We start from the raw sequence: 25052 nt of genomic DNA on the forward strand, positions 1-25052 counted from the left end.
ATCTTCATATTCTTATCTCCCATATATACGGTCTAATATTTTTGTTGTTTTTATAAATTCTTCTGCAGATTCGCGGTCGAAGCCTTTTCCAGTAGCCAGAGCTTCTGCCCATACCACACCTGCCCGTCCGCTCCAGTCATCGGGAGGAGTGACAAGAGTTTCCGAATAAGTTCCTATGTATTTTTCAGCAGTAAAATCGTAGAAAGAGCCATTTACATTTTTGAAGGCTGCCCCTCCCCTGGTACCGTAGAAGCGGGCTTCAATTACCGCATCCTGCCCTGCACTAATATTCCAGGAGCATTCCAGGTTTATATGTGTATCTTTTTCTGAAGTCATAGACACACTGGCAAAATCTTCCACATGTTCATTAAAGGAAGTGAGTTTTTGTCCCTGATGGTAAAGATGACTTTTTACTTCTGTTATTTCCGGGAAGTCAAGTGTCCAAAGTGCCAGGTCCATAAGGTGAATTCCTAAATCCATCACACAACCTCCACCCGATTTTTGAATGTCATAAAACCATTCCTTGTCAGGGCCATAGGCATTATGAAAAACAAGATCTGCAGCATAAATATCACCAATTTCCCTACTTTTAATAAGATTGTAAACGGCCTGAAAAGCTTTTGTATATCGGTAAGAAAGATCCACGGCCAGTAATTTATCGGCTTCTTCGGCAGCTTTTACCACGCTTTGTACTTCAGCTGCGGTACGTCCTAAAGGTTTTTGGCAGAAAACCGATTTCCCTGATGTAAGCGCCTCAATAGCCTGTTCAGCATGCATCGCGCTTGGAGTTGCAATTATAACCCCATCAAGATGTTTATTCCTGAAAATTTCTGAAGAAGAAGACGCTAATTTTGCTGTTTTTGCACTTTTGGCGGCCTCTTTAATATTTTCTTCTGAGGGTTCCGCAATCATAAGGGCTTTGCTGTTGGTGTCTCGTAACAGAACTTCCATTCTGTTACGGCCAATCCAGCCCACTCCAATAAATCCTAGAGCGAGTGATTTATTTTGTTCTGTGATGGGTTCGGCTGGTATCATTTAACTTAAGGTTGGTTGGTTAGTTATTTAAATTTAGCGATCGTTAAGGTAAAGGGCTTTTATAAACCCATCCGGCCTTTCTGTAAGGTGTCGGTATGCTTCTTCCATCTCACCGGGTTGAAACGTATGGGTGAAAAAAGGAAAAGGATTCATTTCATTCTTTTGAATTGCTAAAATCGCTTTTTTAATTCCATCAATATATTTTTGCGAATCTCTCTCGTGGGCACTTATCATATCAATTCCCCGCCAGTTAAGCATTTGTACATTAACGCTGCGCATTCCGTCCTGATGGAAACCGGCAACTATTAATTTTCCACGCTCCCCGGTAAGTTCAATGGAGAGATTTAAAGGCCACTCTTTTCCTGTTGCTTCCACAACACGTTCACAAAACCTGCCATTAGTTAATTCTTTTACTTTTTCAATAATTTTAAAATGATCATCCATTTCAATTATTTCATCTGCCCCGGCAGATCTGGCTGCATCCAGGGAAAATTCTCTTCTGGAAATGGCAATTACTTTTGCTCCACGTGATTTCGCCAGCTGAATAAGTAATAATCCTAAAAAGCCACAACCTACAATAGCTACAGTCTGGCCTTTTTGAATTTCGCTTCTGGAAAAAATGTTCACTGCACATCCTAGAGGCTCTCCAGGAAAAGGTTTATCATCCAGAAAATCTGGCAATTTTACCAGGTTTTCCGGCTCACCTATATCATGGGTGGCATACGCATTATATGTAAGGCCGGTTACCCGCTCTCCTACTTTAAAGCCTTTAACTCCGCTGCCCACAGCATCAATCACACCCCAACCTTCATGCCCGGGGTTTCCTTTTTCCACAGGGTATTCAAACCAGTCCCTCCCTTCCCACACGGGAATATTGGATGCACAAACACCACTTCCTTCCAATTTAATCCTCACCTGGTCTTTGCCGGGTTCAGGCAATTCAGTTTCTTTAATTACGGCTATTCCTGGTTTCTCAATAACCACCGCTTTATAGGATTCATTTTTCTGCGGTGTATCCGGTATTTCCTGTACCGTTCTGCTTATTCTCATATTGCCACTGCTTTTTCTGATGATTGGGATTTGTCTTCAAGCTTAATATCCCTCGTTTGGCAAAGCCACTTCAACAATTCTTCGATCCCCTGGTCTACAGAATGCCTGGGAGACCAACCAGTGGCTTCCTGAAATTTTGATGTATCTGAAACGTAATAATACTGGTCTCCGGTTCTCCAGTCTTCAAAGGAAATTTCCATTTCCTTACCTGTTTTTTCTTTGATAATTTCAAGAATTTCAATAAGGCTGACCGTATTTGAAACGCCACCGCCTATATTAAAAACTTCTCCTGAAATTTTATTAATATTTTTTCGGGCAAGTACAAATGCATCTACCAGATCCTCCACAAAAAGGATATCCCTCACTTGTTTTCCATTTCCATATATAACAATTGGATTATCTTCAAGAGCACTTATAAGAAAATGTGCCACCCAACCCTGGTCCTCAGTTCCAAACTGATGCGGACCATATATACAACTCATCCTGAAAACTGAAGTTTTCAGCCCATAAGAACGGGAGTAATCCAGAATGTACTGATCTGCTCCTCCTTTAGAACAGCCATAAGGACTATGGAAATCCAGGGACCTGCTTTCACTTACCCCATTTTTTTCAATTTCTTTATCTGAAGGATAATAGCGGGTTTCATTAGGAACCATATCAAGATCATTCAAATTTCCATAAACCTTATTAGTAGAGGTGAAAAGGAGCGGTGGCTGATGCGGTGATTTCCTGATGGCTTCCAGCAGATTAAATGTACCCTCAAGGTTTACCTGGAAATCCAGCACAGGATTGGTAAGAGAAGTGGTGACTGCCACTTGTGAAGAAAAATGATATACCTCGCTGGCATACTTTACACTTTGTTCAAGCACCCACTTTTCTTTTATATCAGCAATTTGAATAATAAGCTTGTTACCATATTCTTTTTGAAGCCATTGCAGGTTTTGCTCAACACCATCCCTGAAAAGACTATCAAAAATCATCACTTTTTTCCCTTCGCTTAGAAGACGTTTCGCCAGGTTAGTTCCAACAAAACCCGCTCCCCCGGTAATAAGACTGTAATTTTCATCACTTTCCACCCTGTATTGCTTATTGATATATGGATGTTGATCTATATTTTCCAGCCCGTGTTTTTCCAGCAGTTTATAAAGTAGTTTTTTGGTGCCATCAATCTTTTTTAAACCAAAATAATATTCCCTCTCATCCAGATGAAATCCTCCCACGGTAGGGTTTTTTGGATGCAGATCATTCAGGCTGTACCAATACACCCTGTCTGCCGTAGTGTTCAACACCTTTTTAAATTCTTCGTATTGTTTTACTTCATCATCCTGCCAGGTAGAGAAGCCAACTTCTGAAATCCATAATTCTTTTTCCAGATCAAAACGGGTAAGAACTTTTTTTACCTGCCGGATATTTTCTTCCCAACCGCTCCACTGCTGATCAAAAACGTGGGGAAAACCGTGAATTCCGACAGCATCAATATTTTCCAGGGTTCCTCTTTCAGCAATCATCTGCAGCCAGTTTGGATCTATTGGACTCATGCCGCCAAGGAGCGTTTTTTTACCTTTCTCCTTTGCCCAGTAAGCAGCCATATCCATCATCTTGGTGAATTTATGCCAGGAGAAATCCATAGTATAATCATATTCCACCTTGTTATTTGGCTCATTCCAAAGTTCAACCCATTCAAAGTATTGCCCGTATTTATTGATCATGAGATCAATAAAATCAGCATAAGACTTAAGATATTTTGGCGGGGAAGAAGTTTTTGGTGCTTCACCTATAGAAGGCGGGGTATAAAGAAAACATGGCAGAATTTCCACATGCTTGCTAAGTGTTTCGAACAACCAGTCATACCACTCTTCAGTTCCTTCAACATACCAATCTGCCCATGAAACCCCGGTGCGTAAATGTGAAATATTAAGCCTTTTGAGATCTTCTATGGTATTCTCTACTTCCTGATATTCTCCCGGCCTGAACCATTCAAGAATTCCTAAGACAGGGGTATGAGTATCATTTTTCTTTTGCATAGCGGGTTGGTTTTATACAGTTAATCCTCTTGAAGAAAGTTCATTGCTCGCCTTGCTCACATTATCGGTGGCAATTTGATCTTTAAGCCATTCGGCCAGTTCAAAAAGTCCTTCTTCAAATTGAATTTCAGGTTCAAAACCTAAAATTTGTTTTGTCTTACTGGTATCAGCAAAACAGTGGCGAATATCTCCAATGCGGTATTTACCGGTAATTTCAGGGGAAATTTCTTTGCCCATAACTGCCGCAAGTTTATCGGCAATATGTGTAATGGTATATTGATTGCCACTACCAATATTCAGAACTTCTCCGGTTGCCCCAGGAGTTTCCATTGCAAGCCGGCAAGCTCTTGCCACATCTTTAACATGTATAAAATCCCTTTTTTGTTTTCCATCTTCAAATATCATGGGTGAATTATTATTCAGAAGACGGGAAGCAAAAATTGCCAGAACACCGGTATAGGGATTAGATAATGCCTGCCTGGTGCCATAAACGTTGAAAAAACGGAGCGCCGTAGTGGGAATATTATAAGCTTTTCCCGAAATAAGACTTAACCTCTCCTGATCATATTTGGAAAGTGCATAAACCGAAGCTAGATTTGGCTTTTTCCCTTCAGGTGTTGGAACAGGATTAAGTTCTTTCCCATTCTTATACATTTCCCACCTGTCATTTTTAAGATCATTTATATCACGCTCACATTCCATTTCATGATTTCCATCCTCATCCTTATAAAGCCCTTCTCCATAAATACTCATACTTGATGCCACTACAAGTTTCTCAACAGGCTTATTGATTAGTGCTTCCAGAAGAGTAGCCGTACCCAGATTGTTCACAGCAGTATAATCCCTAATTTGATACATGCTCTGTCCCACTCCCACCATAGCGGCCAGATGAAAAACAGCATCCACCCCTTCAAGAGCCTTTTCAACAGCTTCTTTATCCCTAACATCACCAATTACAAGCTCTACCTGCGGATTTAGATAAGATGGTTTTTTCCTGTCTTTGCCATGCACCTGTTCAGAAAGATTATCCAGCACTCTCACCTCGTAACCCTGATCTAAAAGTTCATCTGCAAGGTGTGAGCCTATAAATCCTGCTCCTCCGGTTATTAAAATCTTTTTACTCATTTATTAAAATTGGTTAATTAGAAATTTTGTTTTAGTGGTCGTGTTACTATTTTATTGATGCATCTTCCATTTTTTCTGCTTACCGCATAAAAAACATCATCAGCAATTTCTTCCGGGCCTATGGCTCCCATTTCCAGATTTTCCACTGTGGTGAATCCAGAAATTTGATTTTCAAAAAACTTTGTATCGGTTATTCCAGGACTTACTACAGTTACTTTTACGTGAGGAAGCGTCTCCAGCCGGAGCGTTTTCGCAATAACTTCCAGCGCAGTTTTTGAAGCGGCGTAAATTCCACCAGCAGGATGTGGTTGATTGGCAGAAACCGAAGATATAAAAATCACATGTCCCCGTTTTTTCTTCATCATATCCGGAACAAAAGCTCTAATACACCTAAGGTTACCCATAAGGTTTAAATTGATTACCTGCTGCCATTTTTCGGGGTCGCCTTCGGTTAATTTCTCCTGTATTCCTCTTCCGGCATTAAGCACCAATACTTCAGGATGACCTATAGATTCAACCACTTCCTTATATAAGCGATCTATATCAACCGGATTAGTGACATCTGCCCTGCTGAAAAAAATATCTTTTTCCTCATGCTCCGGTTGCACTATATCGGCTATACCTACCTTATAATTTTCTGAAGAAAATTTTCTGGCAATAGAATAACCAATTCCGCTGGCCCCACCGGTTATAAAGATGTTTTTCAATGAATTCCCTGTCTGCATCAAATTTTTTTAATATAATTAAGAGCTGCTATGACTAAAGATTTCAGGCAAGGGGAATATCTGGAAATACATGATTTGCTTTTCCATTACCTTAAAATCTAAAATCCCCCGAACCGAAAGAAACTGCTTAACACCAGAAATTCCTCGTGCTCCGGAACAATTGATCTTCTTTAACAACCAAATTTAAGGTAGAACAGTAATAAATACTACTAAACCCTTTTTAAAGATTTCTTAATATAAATAGGTCCAATAGAAGATGAAAATAGCAGAACCCCCTGGTTCCATTGTGATTGCTGCTGTTTATATTATTTTAAACCCTTAATAAAAAGTTAAATGAAATGCATTTTAATTATTGTGTACCTCTAAAAAAACACTTTTTATTTTCATTTCGTACAAATTTTCCATGAGCAGGTACAGCAACCTCTTTAAAATTCATCCTTAAATTCCTGAGACCCCAATCCAGTTCCTCACCACTTATAGCTTCTCCATGACCTGTTACAGCAACTCTTGGGTGGAGCTTTTGCAATTTATCAACAGATTCTCCGGCACGCTCCCAGTTAGTAGTAAGGTAAACTGGTGGACCATTTACTTCTTTTTTCTGAACAAGTACTTTATAAAAAGAATCCTGTTTTACCGTTACAAAAGCATCTGCCGCTATTAAAGTTTTATCCTCTTCACGGAAGAATGCGACCTGTCCTGGTGCATGTCCGGGAACATGGATCCATTTCCATTCCGGTAAGTGGGGAACCGTACCATCTTCCGGTAATTCCCTGAGTGCCGAATTTACATTTATAGATTCATGCGGATAAACCGATGAAATTTTAGCCAATAATCCGCCCTCTACTGAAGAATCTGGCTCAGGATATCTTTTCTCTCCCGTGAGATAACCAAATTCCAGCGGGTGGGCATAAACAGGCACATTCCACTTATCAATTAAATAAACCAGGCTGCCTACATGATCAAAATGCCCATGAGTAAGAATAATTGCCTTAGGCCTGGTATCTTTGCCAAACCGTTTTTCAGCAACTTCTACTATCTCCTTTCCCGATTTCGGCATTCCAGCATCTATTAATATCCAGTCATCTTCACCATTTTTGCCAATCATGACGATATTTACAATCTGATTAGTATAGTAATAGACATCATTCTGAATTTCATTTCCTTTTCCACTTCTAAAAGAAGTCATAGGGATAAACTTACTATCATCGCTTTGCTTCATCCTCTCCTCCATAATCTTATTATTTATTAATTTCTATTTTTTTCAAGGCATTAAACGCCGGGCCTTCTATTACTTCGCCTGAAGTATCAAACCTACTCCCATGACAGGGACAGTCCCAGCTTTTTTCTACATTATTCCAATGCACTTCACAGGCCATATGAGTGCATAAGGCTGAAAGAATACTTAATTTACCGTCATTTTCTTTATATAAAGCGAGCTTTTTACCATCACGGACTATTACAGCTGCCTCACCAGGTAGGATTTCTACCAGGTCTTTATCATCTCCTTTAAAAGTAAGATCTTTAAATAATTCTCCGGCTACATTCGCATTTTCCTTTATAAATTTACCTGCAGCCTTTGCCGGATTATGGCGTGAAGCTTCGTATAGATCCTCATAAGGATTAAATTTATCCTCCACCTTATCTGCCAAAATTATTGCAGCCAAAGTACCATAAACCAGGCCGTCTGTAGAGAAACCGGTGGCAACTAATTCGCGGGAATTTGTTTTTTTCCGTCCTATGTATGGTAGTAAATCGGCAGGTTTATAATTTTGCCCACCCCATACATGGGTAAATTCGGCTACATTAAATCTACTTTCCACAAAATTTTTAAGGTCTTCCACATGCGCCTGATTGTCTTTGGCCTGCCCTACTTTATGAGGACTTCCAACTGCCAAAAGAAAATTATCGTTCCCACGGGAATAAGATCGTATCGAATATTTTTTGTTATCGTAATATCCCCAGAAGATACCTTCGGGATATTCATTGGATTTCAATCTGGCCGCAACACCATATTCCCTGTAAGGCCCTAGTGTGGTATGATACTGAATTTCCAGCCCTTTTGGCGTATGAGTGGCATGGATAGCATGTTTAGCAGAAACTATAGCCTCCGGCGTATGTAACAGGATTCGATTTTCTTCTTCTTCGACTGCCCTTACACAGGTCTCTTCATAAATCTGACAATTTTCACCATCAAGTGCCCCTGCCAGGCCCTGGATGTATAGTAAAGGATTAAACTGTGCCTGATCATCAAGCCTCATTCCATCATCGTGTATAAAAGGAAAGGCTTCTGAAAGTTCAAAAAAGGCAAGATCAATTTCTTTGGCTACTTTTTTTTCTTCCAGAATTTTAAAAGTGTTGGCATCTTCAAACAGAAATAATGGTTGCTTCTTATAATCACAATCAATTTGAAAGTTTTTTACATTCTGTTCAATTTTTTTAAAAGCTTCCAAACGGGAGGAAATAACTCTTTCCACCACCTTTCCATCATATTTGGACTTTAACTTACTTAGCAATTCATCAATAATTACATACAGATTACCTGTACTATGCCCAGTGGTACCTTTTCCTATACTTTTTGCTTCAAGAACAGCAACCTTATAACCCCTTTCCACAAGCAACTGGGCGCTCGTTATACCGGTAATTCCACCACCTATTATTGCTACATCCACGGCAATATCACCCTTAAGTGCGGGATAAGAAACATTTTTATTTGAATACGAATTCCATAAAGACCCTTGAACCATTTAAATTATATTTTTAGTTAAAATTATAAAAGCCAAAAGCCTGTTATATTTAGAACAGGCCTTTGACAATCTTTTTTAATGGGATTAAGATTCTACCTCATTTTCAACATTAAATGAAACCTCATTGGCTTCATCTTCTACTTCATATATCCTTATTCCCATGCACTTTAATTCCCTTAAACACAAATAAATCCTGTGCTTGTGAGAAAGTAACAATTCACGTGTACTTCCGCCATTAACCTGGGATAATGCACAATTGTAAAACTGAAAACTTCTCTTTTCCCTCCTGTAGCATTCCTTAAAGAGCCCATGCTTTTCATACCGTGAGACATGAAACAACGGGGTACATTTTTCCATTAAATTTTCATCGAGCATAACTCCTTCATCCAGTCTTAATTCATTCTGCAGCCTTTCGATTTCCTTTTTGAATTCTGCTGCACAATCTTTCTTATATTTTGAAAGCTTCAAAAAGAAAGATTTTGTCATCAGCTTTTTAGTGTGATACGCTATGTGTTGATAATCTTTTTGATGTGCCAGGCTTCTGGATCTCAACTTAACCAAAATCCTAATGGTCTTTTCATAACATTCCATGGCTTTAAATTTCTTCGGTGGTTAATACTCCTGTTATTGGAATAATTCAATATTGAAATTTACCCTCAAAGAAGCCAAATGTTTAGTATTTTAACTTTTTTAACCACAATATCTTATTGGAAATTATATTACTAAAAAGATAAAGTTCCGGGCGATGCTATAAAAAGCTTATGAAATCTTATATTCCGATTATCCACTAAAAAAACACATCCTACCTAATTGTGTTAAAAAATAAAATATATAGTTAATTAAATGTTAATTTAGTTTCATCTTCACTATCTTAAAAGATGCAGATCCTAACGTTATCCCCAGTGAGACGGTGCAAAAAATGAAAATTTCATTAATTTCACACCTAATTTTTTTCCTCTTTGTAAAATTCCCATTGTAATTTGTCGCTGGATACCTGGAAAATTAAGTTCCCCTCTAATTTTTAACATATCGTTTCAAAAAAATGCAAATCAGGATGAAAATTACGCCACTTGCATAATTTAAACACTTCCTAATTAATTAACATTCTCTCTTCTATAAAAAACTGTCCGGAAACAGTCTTTTTATACCAGCATTTTCTTGCTGCCAAAGACCTCTTTCCGGACAATTATTTGCAGATTTACTTCGCCTCCCGGTTCAATCTGCTTTCTGCCAGTTTATTCAGTTTTTCATCTGCACCATATTCTTCCTCCAGAGTTTCATGGAGCTTCTTCGCAAGGCCATCATGTCCTAATTCCTTGGCATATCTAATAACGGTACCATAACCAGAAATTTCATAATGTTCAACTCTTTGCGCATCTGCAATTAATCCTGCGTCCCGTACATCATCTTCAGCATCTTCTTTCAAAAAGGATTCAGCTTCTTTAATAAGACCTTCCATCGCCTTACATTTTTCGCCGGTAGGTTTGATACCTAATTCATCACAAACCTCTTCAAGCCTTTTCTTCTGCTTTTTAGTTTCTTCAAGATGGCTTTCAAATGCTTTTTTCAATTCACTGTCGCTTGCATTTTTCGCCATTTTCGGCAGCGCTTCAAGTAACTGTGACTCTGCACTGTATAGGTCTTTTAACTGGTGTTCAAATAAATCTTTTAGATTCTTCATAACTTGTAATTATTTATTGATTGTAGTATAAAGCTAATTATGAATTACTTCGATTTCAGTTAAATAGAGCATAAAGCTTTGTTGCATTTATATTAAATTATGAACTGCTTTTCCAGACGCTCTTTTTTATAGAACCACATATAAATAATATCTTTCCATTTCAATTACACTTTTATAAACCCAAGCGGAAAAAATGAAAATTCTTCATACTGCCGACTGGCACATCGGCAAAAAATTGCATAAACATGATTTATATGCAGATTTTGATCTTTTTATAAATTGGCTCTGTAAATGTATTGCTCAAAAATCTATTGATCTTTTAATTATTTCGGGAGACGTTTTTGATTTGGCCAACCCCTCATCAGAAGCCCGTAAACAATATTATAAAGCCTTAATGCAGCTTCGAAAGCTGGATTGTGAAATTATCCTTACAGGAGGTAACCACGACTCCCCGGCCATGCTCGATGCACCAAAAGAGATCCTGAAAGAACTAAAAATGCATGTAATTGGCGGGCTTCCAGAAAATAAAGAAGATTGTATCATCCCTGTTTCGAAAAATGGAAAAATTGAACTTATAATAGCCGCTATCCCCTATTTGCGTGATTCTGACCTTAGAAGTGCTTCGGAAGGATTTACTTATGAAGACCGGATGCAGGCAATCCGTAAAGGCATTCAAAGCACCTTTGAGCAAGCGGCCGGAATTTGCAAAAATAAATACCCCGGAGTTCCCGTTATTGCCATGGGGCACCTTTTCGCTGCTGGCTCGGAAACTTCAGAAAGCGAAAGGGATATCCAGATTGGGAATCAGGCTGCCTTTAATGCCCGCCAGTTTGGAGAATACTTTAATTATATTGCACTGGGCCATATTCATAAACCCCAAAAAGTAACAGCCCAGGTACCTGCTTACTACAGCGGTTCTCCTATCCGGCTTTCCTTTAGTGAACGCAAAGATGAAAAGCGAGTACTTGTTCTTAATTCTGAAAATGGCTGGACACCGGAAAGTATTCCTGTTCCGGTTTTTAGAAAACTCCTGAAAATTAGCGGAAACATTGAAGAGTTAAAGATAAAATTGGGCAATCTGGAAGACCATTATGAACTGGATTCCTTAATTGAAGTTGAATTGCAGGAGGAAGTATATAATGCCCAGAAAATTTACGAACTGGATGAGCTGATTTCGGGTTTTCAAAAACCAGGATATGAAATCGTAAAACATCGCGCTACTTTCCTGCAGCATACCAAAGGTACAACCGAATTGTATAAAAGTTCCCGGCAGTTGGAAGACCTTACTCCCAAAGAAATTTTTTCACAACTAATAGAAAAGCAGCAATACGATACTAAAACTCAAACTGACCTGATGGCAGCATTTGATGAACTCCTGCAGGAAGTTGAGCAAAGTGAAAACGCATAAGAATGAAGATTTTAAAGATAGAATTTCAAAATATCAATTCCTTAAAGGGAAAACATCTTATAGATTTTACAGCGGCTCCATTTACCGGCAGTTCCCTTTTTGCTATCACAGGCCCCACTGGTAGCGGCAAAAGCACCATTCTTGATGTAATTTCACTTGCGCTATTTAATCAGGTGCCGCGATTGGGAAAAATCAGTAAAGGTGAAATAATTTCCAAAGGAGCTATTCTTACCCGTAATCAAAAAGAAGCCTTTGCACGGGTAACCTATAAAAGTAAATCCGGGATCTTTGCCTCCCAATGGAGTATTTCCACCAACCGCAACAATAATCTGAGGGATTATGAGATGGAAATTTATGATGTAGCATCCAACTCGGTTATTGATTTAAAAAAATCTGATGTTCCCTCAAAAAATGAAGCGCTTATAGGGTTGAATTATGACCAGTTTATCAAATCGGTATTGCTGGCGCAGGGAGAATTCGCCCAGTTTTTAAGAGCAAAAAAGGATGAGCGTGGTGAACTACTGGAAAAAATCACCGGTACCGGGATTTACAGACAGCTAGGAATAAGGGCCTTTGAAAAAAATAAAGAAGTCAACCGGGATATTGAAGCACAGCAGAATGAAATAAAAATCATTCGGCAAAACCTGCTGGAAGAGGAAATGCTAAAGGAGCAAGCGCTTCTTTATAATCAAAAAACTTTGGCTTGTGAAAACTTTGAAAAGCAAATTGAGCATTTGCGAAAAGCACTGGAACTAAAAGAAAATATAGAAAAACAACAACAGGAAATTCTGCGGCTGGAAAAACAAAAATATAATGCAGATCAAAAGTTGAAAACCTTTGAAAAAGAACATGGTTTTCCTTTAAAACAGCATGAAAAAGTGCAGGATTTTTCAGATGAACTAAGGTCGTGGAATTTACTGAAGAACGAACTGGAGAACCTTGAAAAAGAATTCAGCAACAATAAAAAGAGAGCATCTGAAAATTCCGCCGGTATTGAAAAGCTGCAAAATAAAGTTTCCGCCTTAATACATGCTGATGTAAATACTCAAAACCTTGAGGAAAAACTTCAGGATTTCAGAGATAAAATTCTTGGAATACAGGAAAAAAGGAAAAGCAAGCTTAATGAATATAATTTCAGAAAAACAGAACTTCTTCCAGAAGTAAAAGAATTGCCATTTGAATTAAATGAACGTAAGCTGCCGGAGAATGAAATTCAGTTAAAAGATCTTCAACATAAAACATTACAAAAATCAGCAGATCTGCGAGAGGCTTTATCAGGTTTAGACCTGGATCATCCACAAGTTCAAAAGGAACAACTTCAGCAAAAATTAAAACTGGCCCGGGAAGCCACCCGGGATTTTTTCAGCATTGAAAAAACTTCAGAAGAAAAGAATAAACTAGAAATTGAAAAAGATAAACTGCAGCCACAGCTGGAAAGCTTACCGGAAGAGATAAAGAATGCAGGGCAACAGGTGACTGTACATAAAAATAAGCTGGAAAACCTCAATCTGAAAAAAGAAAACCAGATGTTGCGCGCCAGTCTGGAAGAGCACCGCCACAATTTAAAAGAAGGAGAAGCCTGTCCACTTTGTGGTGCCTTACATCATCCTTTTGCCGAAGGGCTGCCAGAAAAAGACCCTGCACAAGACCAGGAAATAACAAAGACTGAAACACTGCTCCAGGAATGGAACCAAAATTTGCAAATTTCCAGCCTTAACCTTAAAAATGTTACCGGGCGACTAAAAGAATTGTATGAACATTCCCTTCGACTTCAAAAGGCTGCAGATGAGCAAGAGGCAGAATTCTCAAAAAAATATGCTGAATTTCAACAGGCAGACCATATTGCCGGCTGGGAAAAAGTCAGTAATTCCATTGAGCATCAATTGCAGACTTTAGAAGATTTTATACAAAATCAAAAACAGCTGCAAGCTATAGCCGCCGGTCTTCCCCTGCTAAAAAGCCTTCAGGAAATACTGAACGATGGGAAAGAACTAAAAGAGGCATTATCGCTGCTTTATACAGGAAATAATATTCAGAGAGATTGCCAGCAACTGCAGAACAGCTGGATAAACCTTTGTGCCGCGCAGAAAAACATTAAAGAGCGGGCAAAAGAAATAAGAAAAATTTCAGAAGAGAAAGAAGCATCAAAAGAAAAGCTGCAAGATGATCTCTCCTCCAAAATTGCCAAACAGGGATTTAAAAATATTGCTGAAGCCTTTGCCGCTCTAATGCCGGATGCAGAATGTAATGCTTTGCGCAGTGAGAGGGAAACTATCCGGAAACAGATAGATAATACCGCAACTACTTTAAAATTGCTCCATTCGCAGCTTGAAACAGCCAAACAACTGGATGTGGAAAAAGAAAAATATATCCTGCAGGAAGATCTGGAGGCACAAAAGGAAAAATTCAAAAATATAAGCGAAGAATGTAAGGAAATCCACAGGCTGCTCAAAAATCATGATGATAACCTCGCGCGTCTAAGTCAGCTGAACAGCCAAATTGCAGAAAAAGAGAAAAAAACCAGAAGATGGCGGCTGTTAAATGAGCTTATTGGCGATTCCCGGGGTAAAAACTTTAATGATTTTGCGCAGGACCTCAGTCTTACGCAACTCCTCCACCTGGCAAATATCCGGCTTAAAGATCTTAGTGACCGTTATAGTATAGATAAGCCGGCTGAAGAGGAAGATGACGGACTGGTGGCCGTAGACGAACACATGGGCGGACAAAGAAGATCGGTTAAAACGCTTTCCGGCGGCGAGACTTTTATCCTGAGCCTGAGTATGGCCCTGGCACTCTCTGATCTTGCTTCCAGAAATGTTGAAATCAACAGCCTTTTTATTGATGAAGGCTTTGGCACTCTGGATCCTGAAACTCTTGACCAAACCCTGGATACACTGGAAAAATTACAGGCTGAATCCTCTAAAACCATCGGCATTATAAGCCATGTGGATTCTCTGAAGGAGCGAATTGCCACACAAATTCAGCTAAAAAGAAACGGGCAGGGATATAGCAGCCTGGAAGTTAGGGGGTGATTCGAAGCCTGATATTAATTGATGTTCTGTGATTGTCTAAATATTTTATGCGTAAAACCAGTATAGAGGAGAAAGTTGGGAGAAAGAGTAAGATAAATTAGACTAGGCTCAACTGACTTCCATAGGATTAACAACAATGCAATATGAAGCTAGCATTGACCTCGATAAGTTTTATTTAAATTTATTCTGAAGGTAGGACGTAATAATAAATAGAAAGAAAATGGCAAAATGTACCAAACAGGACGAAAATATGAAAGATGGCATGATTAAATTTTAGCCTGTTCAGGCTAAATAATACTGCACCTATAGTATAGGAAATTCCACCGGCAAAGAGCCATATTAGTCCATTAACACTAAGATTTTCCACCAGGGGCTTTACGGCAAAAACAATTACCCAACCCATTAGCACATACATTATAGTGGAAAAAGTCTGGTACCTGCCGGTAAAAAAAAGTTTAAGAATTACCCCCAGAAATGCCATTCCCCAAACCACTCCAAAAATAATCCAACCGGCAGTGCCGTTCAGCGTTACCAACGCAAAAGGTGTATAAGTGCCGGCAATAAGAATATAAATAGAGGAATGGTCTAAAATATTTAATCTGTACCTAAGTTTTTTTCCTCGTGCACTGTGATAAAATGTAGAAGCCGCATATAGCAATACCATACTGGCTCCAAAAATTAAGATGCTCACCAGGTGCACTGTTTCCCCATAATCATTTGCCCTGAGGATTAACAGTACCAGCCCCAGAATACTCATTGCAAAGCCTAAGCCGTGGGAAATAATGTTCAGTTTTTCCTCAAAGGGCGGATATGAATTTTGTGGATTTAATTCGGCCATTCTTTCTTCTTTTAAATCTCATAAAAGAATACAAAAAGACGTTCTCAAATCAAATTTTTAACACAAGTTTGATTCAGCGAATATTAGAATTCATGCGGCCGCTACTTAGTACAGTACACGGAATTTAATTGTGCCCTGAATACTTTTTAATTCCTTAATCACTTCAGCATCATATGCCTTATCAATATCGGTGATCACATAACCAATTGTTTCATTGGTTTTAAGATGCTGCCCTACTATATTGATATTATTATCAGCCAGGATTCTGTTGATATGAGCAATAATCCCCGGCTTATTATGGTGAATATGAATTAACCTGTGTGCATTCTCTAATGTTGGCAATTGCAGGTTAGGGAAATTTACAGAATTTGTAGTTCCCCCGGTATTTATGTATTCTATTATTTTTCCCGGAACAAAATTTCCTATATTTTCCTGTGCTTCCTGTGTGCTTCCTCCTATGTGCGGAGTTAAAATTACATTTGGCAAACCGCAAAGTTCAGACTCGAAGGAATCATCATTTGTCTTTGGCTCCTTCGGGTAAACATCTACACCGGCTCCTTTTATTTTTCCGGAAGAAATATGCCTGCTAAGCGCCTCTACATCAACCACCTGGCCCCTGCTTAAATTTAGAAAGTAAGAACCCTCTTTCATTTGCTGAAATTGTTCCTCTCCAATAATCTTTTTATTCTCTTTCCTTCCGTCTACATGAAGCGTTACAATATCTACTGTTTCTAAAAGTTCCTGAAGGCTACTGCACTTAGTGGCATTCCCCAGTGCCAGTTTTTCAACCAGATCATAATAATAAACATCAAAACCAATTGCCTCGGCTACTACTGAAAGTTGTGCGCCAATATTACCATAACCAACAATACCCAGTTTCTTCCCGCGTATTTCAAAACTACCACTGGCAGATTTATTCCATTTTCCCTTGTGCATTTCGGCAATTCGGTCCGGCAGGTTACGCATAAGCAGGATAATCTCGCCAATGGCCAGTTCTACTACAGAACGAGTGTTACTGTAAGGTGCATTAAAAACAGCCACTCCTTTCTTAAGACATTCATCTAAATCTATTTGGTTGGTACCTATGCAAAAAGCACCCACCGCAATAAGTCGCTGCGCATTATCCAGTACCTTTTTGGTAAGCTGGGTTTTAGAGCGGATTCCAAGAACGGAAACGTCTTTTATTTTTTCTGCCAGTTCATCCTCATCCATTCCCCCTGCATAGGTTGAAACATTGTAACCTTCATTTTTCATAATGGCCACGGCATCTTCATGCACATTTTCAAGAAGTAATACTTTAATCCTGTTTTTGGGATAAGAAATAGCTTTATTCATTTTATGGAGGTATAAAAATTCGTCTAAACTGGGAGTGATATGATCGGCCTTTTGAAGCACATTGTCTCTTTCTACATTTTCAGTAAAAGCATAGAATTTATTGGCAAGGCCTGCTGCTTTAATTTCATAATCTGTATAGCCGTCACCAATAACAAAAACATCACCTTTTAACTCAAGGGATTTTAATTGTTCAACTTTCCCGTTATTGGAAGACAAAACATTATTGGTATCAAAACCTGTTACCTTACCGGCATCATCAAAAATAAAAGTATTTGCAAACACATTTTCAGGCTTTATGCCATATTCAGAAACAATGGGAACAATAAATTCTTTAAAACCATTACTGATGATAAATATATGATCGCGGTTTTCTTTAAAAAACTCTTCATTTCGAACAAAAGAGGAAGAAACCTTTCCTTTTAGCTTTTCAATAAGAGGTTCTAGATGACTCTTTTCTGCTTTCAGCAAGTCAAGGCGTTGCTTGAGGGAATCTCTGAAAGCCAATCCTCCTCCCATACCACGATCGGTCAGGGATTTTAGATCCTTTAAAAGCTGATCTTTATTTTTATCATTTTCCAGAGAAATTTCTCCCAGCACATCCAGGGCTTCTACCTGTGTAAATGTACTGTCAAAATCTATTACGTAATTGGTCTTGGCTTTCATGCAGAAATAGTGTCTTCAGAGTTTTCAATTCAGAATCAAAACTAAGATTTTTAAGTCATTTTTAAAGGCATGAAAAAATTATATCAGAAGCTTTTATATTTTCATTAATATAAGCAGCTATTTAATTAAAATTACCTATTTAAGATACTAATGACGCCCTCTTAATTGTGGAAAACATAAGAATCAAATTAAATTTGTTACTACGAATATTATTATACCTCAAGAATAAGGTGCTATTTTTGCCAACTTTTAGATAAAGCATCTAATAATGGCTATTTTGATATTCAGAAATGGAGTTTATCCAGATTTGTTTATAGAATATTTAAGGAATAACAATAAAGCATTCTTTAATTTTAATTAGGTTGCTGTTTTCATTAATCTCAACCAGACAACTACTAAAACTAATGAAGCATAACAACAAAGCGGTTTTTGCTGTGGTTACAGGGTCCAGCCAGGGACTTGGAAAAGCGTTTGCCCTTGAGCTGGCAAGAAGAAATGTGAACATAATACTTACCAGTTTGCCTGGAGAAGGGCTTCCAAACCTGGCAAATGAAATAAAAGACCTGGGTTGTGAGGCGCATTACAGGGAAACAGATCTTACCAAAAAAGAAAATGTACTTGAATTCACTTCCTGGATAAATAATAATTTCAAAATTTCCATCCTCATTAATAATGTTGGGTTTGGAGGGAATAAGCATTTTTTAGATGCTGATACCGGTTACATTGAACGAATGCTGGATTTAAACGTGAAGGCGACCTCTATAATTACTCACCAGCTCCTGCCAAATCTTCTTGAGAGAAAAAAATCATATGTGCTTAACGTGTCCAGTATGGCTGCCCTTAGTCCTATTGCCTACAAAACCGTCTATCCGGCCTCCAAAGCATATGTTTATAGTTTTACGCGAAGCCTGCAAAATGAATTTGCTGAAGATCCTATCTCATTTAGTGTCCTTAACCCAGGCCCCATAAAGACCAACGGCGATGTTTCCTCCAGGATTGACAAACAGGGACTGGGTGCCAGAGTACTTCTTATACCTCCCGGTGAGATCGCCAGAATATCTTTGGATCAAATGTTCAGGAGGAAAAAAGTGATAAAGCTAAACTGGGCGCATCGGCTGGGATGGTTCCTGCTGCATGTATTACCTGTTTCCATAAAATCAGCCATTTTAAGCAAATCTGCTAAAAAAGAAGTAGCTGAACGATGAAAGTTTTAATTACCGGCGCAAACGGTCTTCTGGCAACAAATACCATTGATCTTTTTTTAAAAAAAGGATATTTCGTAAAAGGACTTATACGGGATAAGAAAAAATTTCTGCTGAAATCTCATCCCAACCTCGAACTGGTTGAAGCTGATATTCTCGATTTTACGGCAGTAGAAAAAGCCATGGTGGATTGTAATGCCGTGGTACATATTGCCGCTCTTACTGCCCAGAATATTCTTGAGTACAACGTTTATCACAAAGTCAATGTTACTGGTACCGTGAACATGGTTAAAGCAGCCGTAAAGCTAAACGTCCAAAAATTTATTTACGTGAGTTCTGCCAATACTATGGGCTACGGAGATATCAATAACCCGGGTACTGAAGAAAATCCTCCGAAACCTCCCTTTACCGATGCCTTTTATCCAAAGAGCAAAACAGAAGCGGAAGAAAAGCTGCTGTCCTATTCTGAAAAAATAGATATAATCAGGGTTAATCCTACTTTTATGCTGGGCCCGTATGACTCCAAACCGAGTTCAGGCCAGATTATTTTAATGGGATTGAATAAAAGAGTGGTTTTTTTTCCACCCGGTGGAAAGAATTTTGTAGATGTACGCGATGCTGCCAAAGGAATTCTTTCCGCCCTGGAGAACGGCAGACCGGGAGAGGCTTACCTTCTGGCCAACAGCAATATGAGTTATAAAGATTTCTTTACATTACTAAAAAGACGGGGCAACAAGAAAAAAATGCTGATGCTGAAAATCCCAAAGAACTTACTCTTGCTTACGGGTCATGCAGGGGATATTCTGAGACTTTTAAAGATAAAAACATCTCTATCATCTGTTAATATGAAAATCCTTTGTGTTTCCAATTATTATTCCGGCGATAAATCCCAACGGGAATTGGGCTTAAAATATCAGCCTATAGAAAATGCCGTAGATGACGCCATAAAATGGTTTAGGAATAACAATATGATTTGATACTTAAATTTTTTATTGTAAAGAAGAAATTTCCTGCGATTAATAATAAAATGTAAGTAAATTATCCATATTACAGAACTTTATTTAAACCATTTCTTCAGCTTTTAAGTATGTAATAATAATAAATAAACCACTTATTTACAATATGTTATGTTTATAAATATTTGAATTGCTTCAAGATAAAAGATCCCGTAGATTTATATCAGACAAAAATCATCTCCACAAGAGCTACTAAAAGCAGGATAAAATACAGATAAAACTAAAATTTTTGTTTCTTTGTTAAAAATCTCTTAAACAAGAAACTACTTTTTGCAGGAGTTCTCAAGAGAATTGTAACTGAAGTTGGGCGAATGAAACAAAAATTGAGAAATGTATTCGAGCTATTTCCTGTAGCATCGGTTATTCTTGACTTTAGAGATGATAGTGTTTTTATAAATCTCTTTAATAAGAAATTTTCCTCGCTCTTCAGTTTAGATAAAACCCAGGCAACTGGCAAAAATTTATTCTCTAAAGACCTGGCGGATAAATTACCTTGTTTTCAGCAAAATCGTGACCTGATTTTCAATTCATGTCATCAAACAATTAATTCAGAAAGTTCCACAAAAATTTCCTGCCCGGCGAATGTCAGGAATTCAAAAGGAATTCTTACCAGTCATTATTATCAAATCGAGATACAGGCAATTTCAGATACTTCGGCTATACTGTTGACTATAGAAGATGTTACCAGAAATATGCAGGAAAAGAATAAAGAAGCAAAAGCACAGAATTATCTGCACAATCTTGTAAAGAATATTCCGGGAGTTACATATCGTTGTAAGGTAGATAAGCAATGGACCATGAAATTCCTGAACGATAAAGTGGAGGATCTTACTGGATATCCGGCTTCAGATTTCCTTGAAAACAGGCGAAGAACTTATGCTAGTATAATTCATCCCGACGATATCCAAAGCACCTATAAAGCTCTCAATGAAATAAAAGAAAAAAACTTTTTCACTTTAAATTACCGTATTCAAAATGCCAAGGGAAAACTTGTTTGGGTAGAAGAACAGGGTACCGGAGTTTATTCAACTAATGGTGAGCTTTTATATTTTGATGGCGTTATTATGGATGTTACTGAAAAGGTAAATCAGCAAAAAAAACTGGAGGAGCATAACAAGAGGTTCGAAGCACTTGTACAGGAAGCTTCCGACCTTATATCGGTATTGGACGAAGAGGCAAATTTTATCTTTTCAAGTGAAAGCGCAGGTAGGATTCTTGGAATACCCACCTCTGAATTAATTGGAAAAAATGCTTTTGATTTTCTTCATCCTGAAGATAAATCCCGCCTGTTTACAGAGTTTGAAAAACTAAAAAAAACAAAGCAGATACACCCGCTTCCATATAGATTCAGGGATGCCCAAGGCAATTGGAGATGGTTTAAAACTATTGCCACTAATTTAAGCGAGGATCCTGCAGTAAAAGGAATTGTGGTTAATTCCCGTGATATTACAACAGAATATTTACAAAAAGAAGAGCTGGAAAAAACCAATGAGCGTTATCGTTTGGCTAAAAAAGCCACCAATGATGCACTTTGGGATCTGGATCTTTTAAAGAATAAGATATATTGGGGAGAGGGTTATAATAAAATTTTCGGATATAAAGAAAATACATTTTGCTTTAACCTTACAGATGCTCATAACCTTTCAAAAATATACACTAAAGATACATATGCAGTTTTTGAATCGCTGATGACAACCATTAATGATAAAAATTCACAGGTATGGAAAGAAAAATACAGGTACATGAGGGCAGATGGCTCTGTAGCCTCTGTTTCTAACCGGGCATTCATTATTAGAGACAAAAATGGCAGAGCTCTAAGACTGGTAGGGGCTCTGCAGGATATTACCGAAGAGCAGAACAGGCAGGAACAAAGTTCTCTTTTAACCGGAATAAAAGCAGATTTGCAAGATTGCGAGACGCTTGACAACGGCTTCTCCCAAATGATGCAGCGCTTATGTACTTATAATGGTGCAGGTTTTGCGGAACTTTGGCTTACTTCCAGACATAAAGATGAAATTCATAAATCTGCTCAAATCATTCCTAAAGAATTCTGTGGAGCAGTTTTTAAGAAGTTAGAAGATTTGGAAATTCTTCAGATGAATGATGGGATTTATGGGAAAAAGATTGAAGAAGAATTACTTTTCTGGAAAAAAGAAGAATTGGACCAGATACTGCAAAAAAATCACGGCTTCTCTGCCGCATGCGGGGTTCCTCTTTTCTCTTCAGGAGAAGTAGTTGGAGTTATCTGCTTCTTCTCCAGATCTGAAGATACTTATAGTCAAAGGCATATGGAAGTCCTGAAAGCCATAAGTAATGAAATTGCATTCACAATTTCACATAAGAAAAAAGAAGAAGAACTTTTTAATTTCTTTAATCTATCCAGGGAAATATTATGTATTGCCAGCTTAAAGGGTGATATTTTAAGAATTAATCCGGCCGTGGAAGATATCCTTGGATATACTGCTGAAGATGCCATGCAAAAAACGTTTCTGGACTTTCTACATCCGGAAGATCTTCAAAAAGTGAAGCAGGAAATTGCTACTCTTAAAGAGGGAGGAAATCATCTTAATTTTGAAGCAAGATATCTCCGTAAAGATGGAAAAGCAGTTTGGATATCCTGGACAACCTCCACACTGCAGGAAGAAAAGCTGGTTTATGCCGTGGGAAAAGATATAACCCACTCCAAACATGCAGCACTAAAACTACGGGAAAAGACTGAAAAATTTGAATATGCTCAGAAAATTGGCCGAATGGGACATTGGAAGAGGGAACTGGATCAAGATAAGGATATTTCAGAATGGTCTAAAGCTGCGTATAAAATTTTTGAACGTTCTCCAGTAGACTTTATTCCTACCATGGAAAACCTTAGAAATGCTTTTCACCCTGAAGACCGGCACCTTTTGGATGGCGAATTACCTTTTGACAAGTTCAAAAAGTTCGAACACCGTATATTAACTTCAAAAGGGGCTGTTAAATGGGTACTTCAACGTATAAAATTAGTAACAGATGGCAATGGTGTGCCTTTACGGCTTGAAGGAATTATTCAGGATATTACTGAGGAGAAAGAAAAAGAGCTTCAGGTAAAAATTAGTAATGAACGCTATAAGAAGGCACTAAAAGCTACCCAGGAAATGATATGGGACTGGGACCTATCTACCAATAAAGTAATCAGAAATAAAAGTTTCTATAAAATATTTGGCTATAAGAACTCTTCCGTCACATCATCACAGGAATTCTGGTTTAAAAATATTCATCCTGAAGATCGTTCAAAAGTAGTTGATTCGATCACTAAAACCTCTAAAAGTAAAACCAAAAAGAAATGGAGTATGCATTACCGTTTCTACAAGGCCAATGGCGAAATAGCATATGTTTCAGACAAAGCTTATATAGTAAGAGATAATGATAAAAAAGCAGTAAGACTTGTTGGAGCTGCCAGGGATGTTACCCGTTCAAAATTAATGATAGATGAAATTCAGCAACAAAATAAGCTCCTTAAGGAAATTACATGGATACAGTCTCACGAGGTAAGAGCTCCTTTAAGCCGGATTCTTAGCCTCGTTAATCTCCTGCCGGAAATTGATAGTAAAGAAGAAAGAGAGGAGTTTTTAAAATACCTCGAAATATCGGCAAAAGACCTGGATGCAATTATAAAACAGGTAATTGCGAAAGCCGAATTTCTAATATGATCAAAAGATATTTCTTTCTAATTATTCTGAAGACATCATGATGTTAAAAGCAAAAAGTCCTGCTTTTGGCAGGACCTATTAATTATAAATGCCGTAAATATTAAATTTCAGTATCTTCTACTTCTTCCTGAACTTCTCCGGATCCATTCTGAATAGTGTCTACAGAATCTTCTTCTATAAATTCTTCAGAAGTTTCTTCCTGGAATCCTTCTTCCTGCTCCATAGTATCCTCTGTAGGAATTTCTTCATTTTCTGTAGCAGTTTCACGACATGAAACCATAGAAAGCATAAGAATAAGCGCTAAAGCACTAAAAATTGTTTTTTTCATTTTTATCATTATTAAAATCCTACGAATGTAAACTATTTTTTAAAACAAAAAATTTTTGTAAAATATTTTTGATAATTACATGACTTTCAGAAAAAGTTCATTACAGTTCATATTCTGAATTTGCCAGAGCAATATAACAAGTTCCTTCTAAAATTAATTTAACAATTGATACAAATATCTGATTTTCAGAAAGCAACATTAATAAAATTTCACTATAAAACGGAATTCATTATTCTTTTATGATTCTTTAAATCGAATAGAAGAAAAAGTTATAAATTATTGGTACTGTTTATTAACCGTAAAAAATAATAAAGATGGCAGATGAAACTAAGAAAACTGTACTCATTACCGGGGCTACCAGTGGTATAGGAAAAGCACTTGCGCATGAGTTCGGAAAAAATGGATATGATATTATTGCAGTGGCAAGAAACAAAGAAGAACTTGAAAATGTAACTTCTGAAATTCAAAACCAACATGGAGTTGAAGTTTTTACCATTATAAAAGATCTGGCTCATGATGGTGCCGGACAGGAAGTGTTTGACGAAACTCAGAAAATAAACCGTACTGTAAATGTACTGGTTAATGATGCCGGAGTGGGGCAACGGGGAAACTTTGCAGACATTCCTTTTGAAAAAGATCAGGAGATTATTCACCTCAACATTCTTGCCCTCACCCAGTTAACTAAACTTTATTTAAAGGAAATGGTAAAAAGGGATGAAGGGAAAATTATGCAGCTGGGTTCTATTGCAGGGTTTCAGCCGGGACCACTGATGGCAGTTTATCATGCTACAAAGGCTTATGTGGTTTCTTTTTCTGAAGCCCTGGCGACAGAACTTAAAGATATGGGCAGCAAAGTTAGTATTACCTGCCTTTGCCCCGGCCCCACAGATACTAATTTCTTTTCAAGGGGAGATATGGAAAATACAGAGGTTGTAGCACATAAAGACAAATTAATGCAAACTCCTGAAGAAGTGGCCAAAGGAGGTTACAAGGCTTTAATGGATGGTGAGAGGATTTATATTCCCGGCGCTTCCAATAAGGTGACAACTTTTATAAGGCGTGCAATTCCAAAAAGCCTCCAGTCCAGGATGCAAAAACAGTTTTATGAAAAACATGAGGAATAGTATCTTTCTCAATTATCTAAATTTAAAAACAGGAAA

18 protein-coding genes are annotated in these 25052 nt (G+C 37.9%); 6 read left to right on the forward strand and 12 right to left on the reverse strand.

Going from position 1 to position 25052, the window contains the following annotated elements; all coding sequences use genetic code 11:
* Positions 1 to 12: 12 nt before the first annotated feature.
* From RM539_RS08675 to RM539_RS08715, 9 genes are all read right to left on the reverse strand, one after another.
* Positions 13 to 1035 (reverse strand): Gfo/Idh/MocA family protein, encoded by a 1023-nt coding sequence (locus RM539_RS08675; RefSeq protein WP_311502998.1) that lies wholly within the window; start codon positions 1033 to 1035, stop codon positions 13 to 15.
* Positions 1036 to 1068: 33 nt separating this feature from the next.
* Entirely contained in the window at positions 1069 to 2085 is a 1017-nt protein-coding gene (locus tag RM539_RS08680) for an MDR/zinc-dependent alcohol dehydrogenase-like family protein (RefSeq protein WP_311502999.1), read from the reverse strand.
* Entirely contained in the window at positions 2082 to 4109 is a 2028-nt protein-coding gene (locus RM539_RS08685) for a GDP-mannose 4,6-dehydratase (RefSeq protein ID WP_311503000.1), read from the reverse strand. The genes RM539_RS08680 and RM539_RS08685 overlap by 4 nt, the downstream gene beginning before the upstream one ends.
* Before the next feature lie 12 nt (positions 4110 to 4121).
* Entirely contained in the window at positions 4122 to 5234 is a 1113-nt protein-coding gene (locus RM539_RS08690; protein WP_311503001.1) for an SDR family NAD(P)-dependent oxidoreductase, read from the reverse strand.
* Positions 5235 to 5251: 17 nt separating this feature from the next.
* Positions 5252 to 5959, reverse strand: a complete 708-nt coding sequence (locus RM539_RS08695) for an SDR family oxidoreductase (RefSeq protein ID WP_311503002.1) — start codon at positions 5957 to 5959, stop codon at positions 5252 to 5254.
* A gap of 349 nt (positions 5960 to 6308) precedes the next feature.
* Positions 6309 to 7190, reverse strand: coding sequence for an MBL fold metallo-hydrolase (locus RM539_RS08700; protein WP_311503003.1), 882 nt, complete (start codon positions 7188 to 7190; stop codon positions 6309 to 6311).
* A 7-nt stretch (positions 7191 to 7197) separates the two neighbouring features.
* Entirely contained in the window at positions 7198 to 8703 is a 1506-nt protein-coding gene (locus tag RM539_RS08705) for an FAD-dependent oxidoreductase (RefSeq protein ID WP_311503004.1), read from the reverse strand.
* An 84-nt stretch (positions 8704 to 8787) separates the two neighbouring features.
* Entirely contained in the window at positions 8788 to 9171 is a 384-nt protein-coding gene (locus RM539_RS08710; RefSeq protein ID WP_311503005.1) for a hypothetical protein, read from the reverse strand.
* 730 nt (positions 9172 to 9901) lie between these two features.
* On the reverse strand, positions 9902 to 10384 hold the full coding sequence (locus RM539_RS08715; protein WP_311503006.1) for a YciE/YciF ferroxidase family protein: 483 nt from the start codon (positions 10382 to 10384) through the stop codon (positions 9902 to 9904).
* A 193-nt stretch (positions 10385 to 10577) separates the two neighbouring features.
* Between RM539_RS08715 and RM539_RS08720 the strand changes: the two genes are divergently transcribed.
* Both RM539_RS08720 and RM539_RS08725 read left to right on the forward strand, forming a co-directional pair.
* On the forward strand, positions 10578 to 11792 hold the full coding sequence (locus tag RM539_RS08720) for an exonuclease SbcCD subunit D C-terminal domain-containing protein (RefSeq protein WP_311503007.1): 1215 nt from the start codon (positions 10578 to 10580) through the stop codon (positions 11790 to 11792).
* A gap of 2 nt (positions 11793 to 11794) precedes the next feature.
* Complete coding sequence (locus RM539_RS08725; RefSeq protein ID WP_311503008.1) at positions 11795 to 14824, forward strand: AAA family ATPase; 3030 nt, start codon at positions 11795 to 11797, stop codon at positions 14822 to 14824.
* 181 nt (positions 14825 to 15005) lie between these two features.
* Here RM539_RS08725 and trhA read toward each other — a convergent pair whose 3' ends face one another.
* Together trhA and serA are read right to left on the reverse strand one after the other, a co-directional pair.
* Positions 15006 to 15662 (reverse strand): PAQR family membrane homeostasis protein TrhA, encoded by a 657-nt coding sequence (trhA, locus tag RM539_RS08730; RefSeq protein ID WP_311503009.1) that lies wholly within the window; start codon positions 15660 to 15662, stop codon positions 15006 to 15008.
* Between the two features lie 105 nt (positions 15663 to 15767).
* Positions 15768 to 17660: a phosphoglycerate dehydrogenase gene (gene serA, locus RM539_RS08735; RefSeq protein ID WP_311503010.1), complete on the reverse strand. Its 1893-nt coding sequence runs from the start codon at positions 17658 to 17660 to the stop codon at positions 15768 to 15770.
* 404 nt (positions 17661 to 18064) lie between these two features.
* Between serA and RM539_RS08740 the strand changes: the two genes are divergently transcribed.
* The 3 genes from RM539_RS08740 to RM539_RS08750 all read left to right on the forward strand — a co-directional run bounded on the left by RM539_RS08740 (position 18065) and on the right by RM539_RS08750 (position 23564).
* Positions 18065 to 18865 (forward strand): SDR family NAD(P)-dependent oxidoreductase, encoded by an 801-nt coding sequence (locus tag RM539_RS08740; RefSeq protein ID WP_311503011.1) that lies wholly within the window; start codon positions 18065 to 18067, stop codon positions 18863 to 18865.
* Positions 18862 to 19839: an NAD-dependent epimerase/dehydratase family protein gene (locus RM539_RS08745; protein WP_311503012.1), complete on the forward strand. Its 978-nt coding sequence runs from the start codon at positions 18862 to 18864 to the stop codon at positions 19837 to 19839. Before RM539_RS08740 ends, RM539_RS08745 begins: the two co-directional genes overlap by 4 nt.
* A 350-nt stretch (positions 19840 to 20189) precedes the next feature.
* Entirely contained in the window at positions 20190 to 23564 is a 3375-nt protein-coding gene (locus tag RM539_RS08750; RefSeq protein ID WP_311503013.1) for a PAS domain-containing protein, read from the forward strand.
* Between the two features lie 100 nt (positions 23565 to 23664).
* On the opposite strand, the gene RM539_RS08755 is transcribed toward RM539_RS08750, so the two are convergent.
* Positions 23665 to 23892 (reverse strand): hypothetical protein, encoded by a 228-nt coding sequence (locus RM539_RS08755; protein ID WP_311503014.1) that lies wholly within the window; start codon positions 23890 to 23892, stop codon positions 23665 to 23667.
* A 314-nt stretch (positions 23893 to 24206) separates the two neighbouring features.
* On the opposite strand from RM539_RS08755, the gene RM539_RS08760 reads away from it, so the two are divergent.
* Positions 24207 to 25016, forward strand: a complete 810-nt coding sequence (locus tag RM539_RS08760; protein ID WP_311503015.1) for an SDR family NAD(P)-dependent oxidoreductase — start codon at positions 24207 to 24209, stop codon at positions 25014 to 25016.
* The last annotated feature ends 36 nt before the right edge of the window (positions 25017 to 25052 follow it).

Source organism: Autumnicola musiva (assembly GCF_031846585.1).
In the GTDB taxonomy this organism is placed as follows: domain Bacteria; phylum Bacteroidota; class Bacteroidia; order Flavobacteriales; family Flavobacteriaceae; genus Autumnicola; species Autumnicola musiva.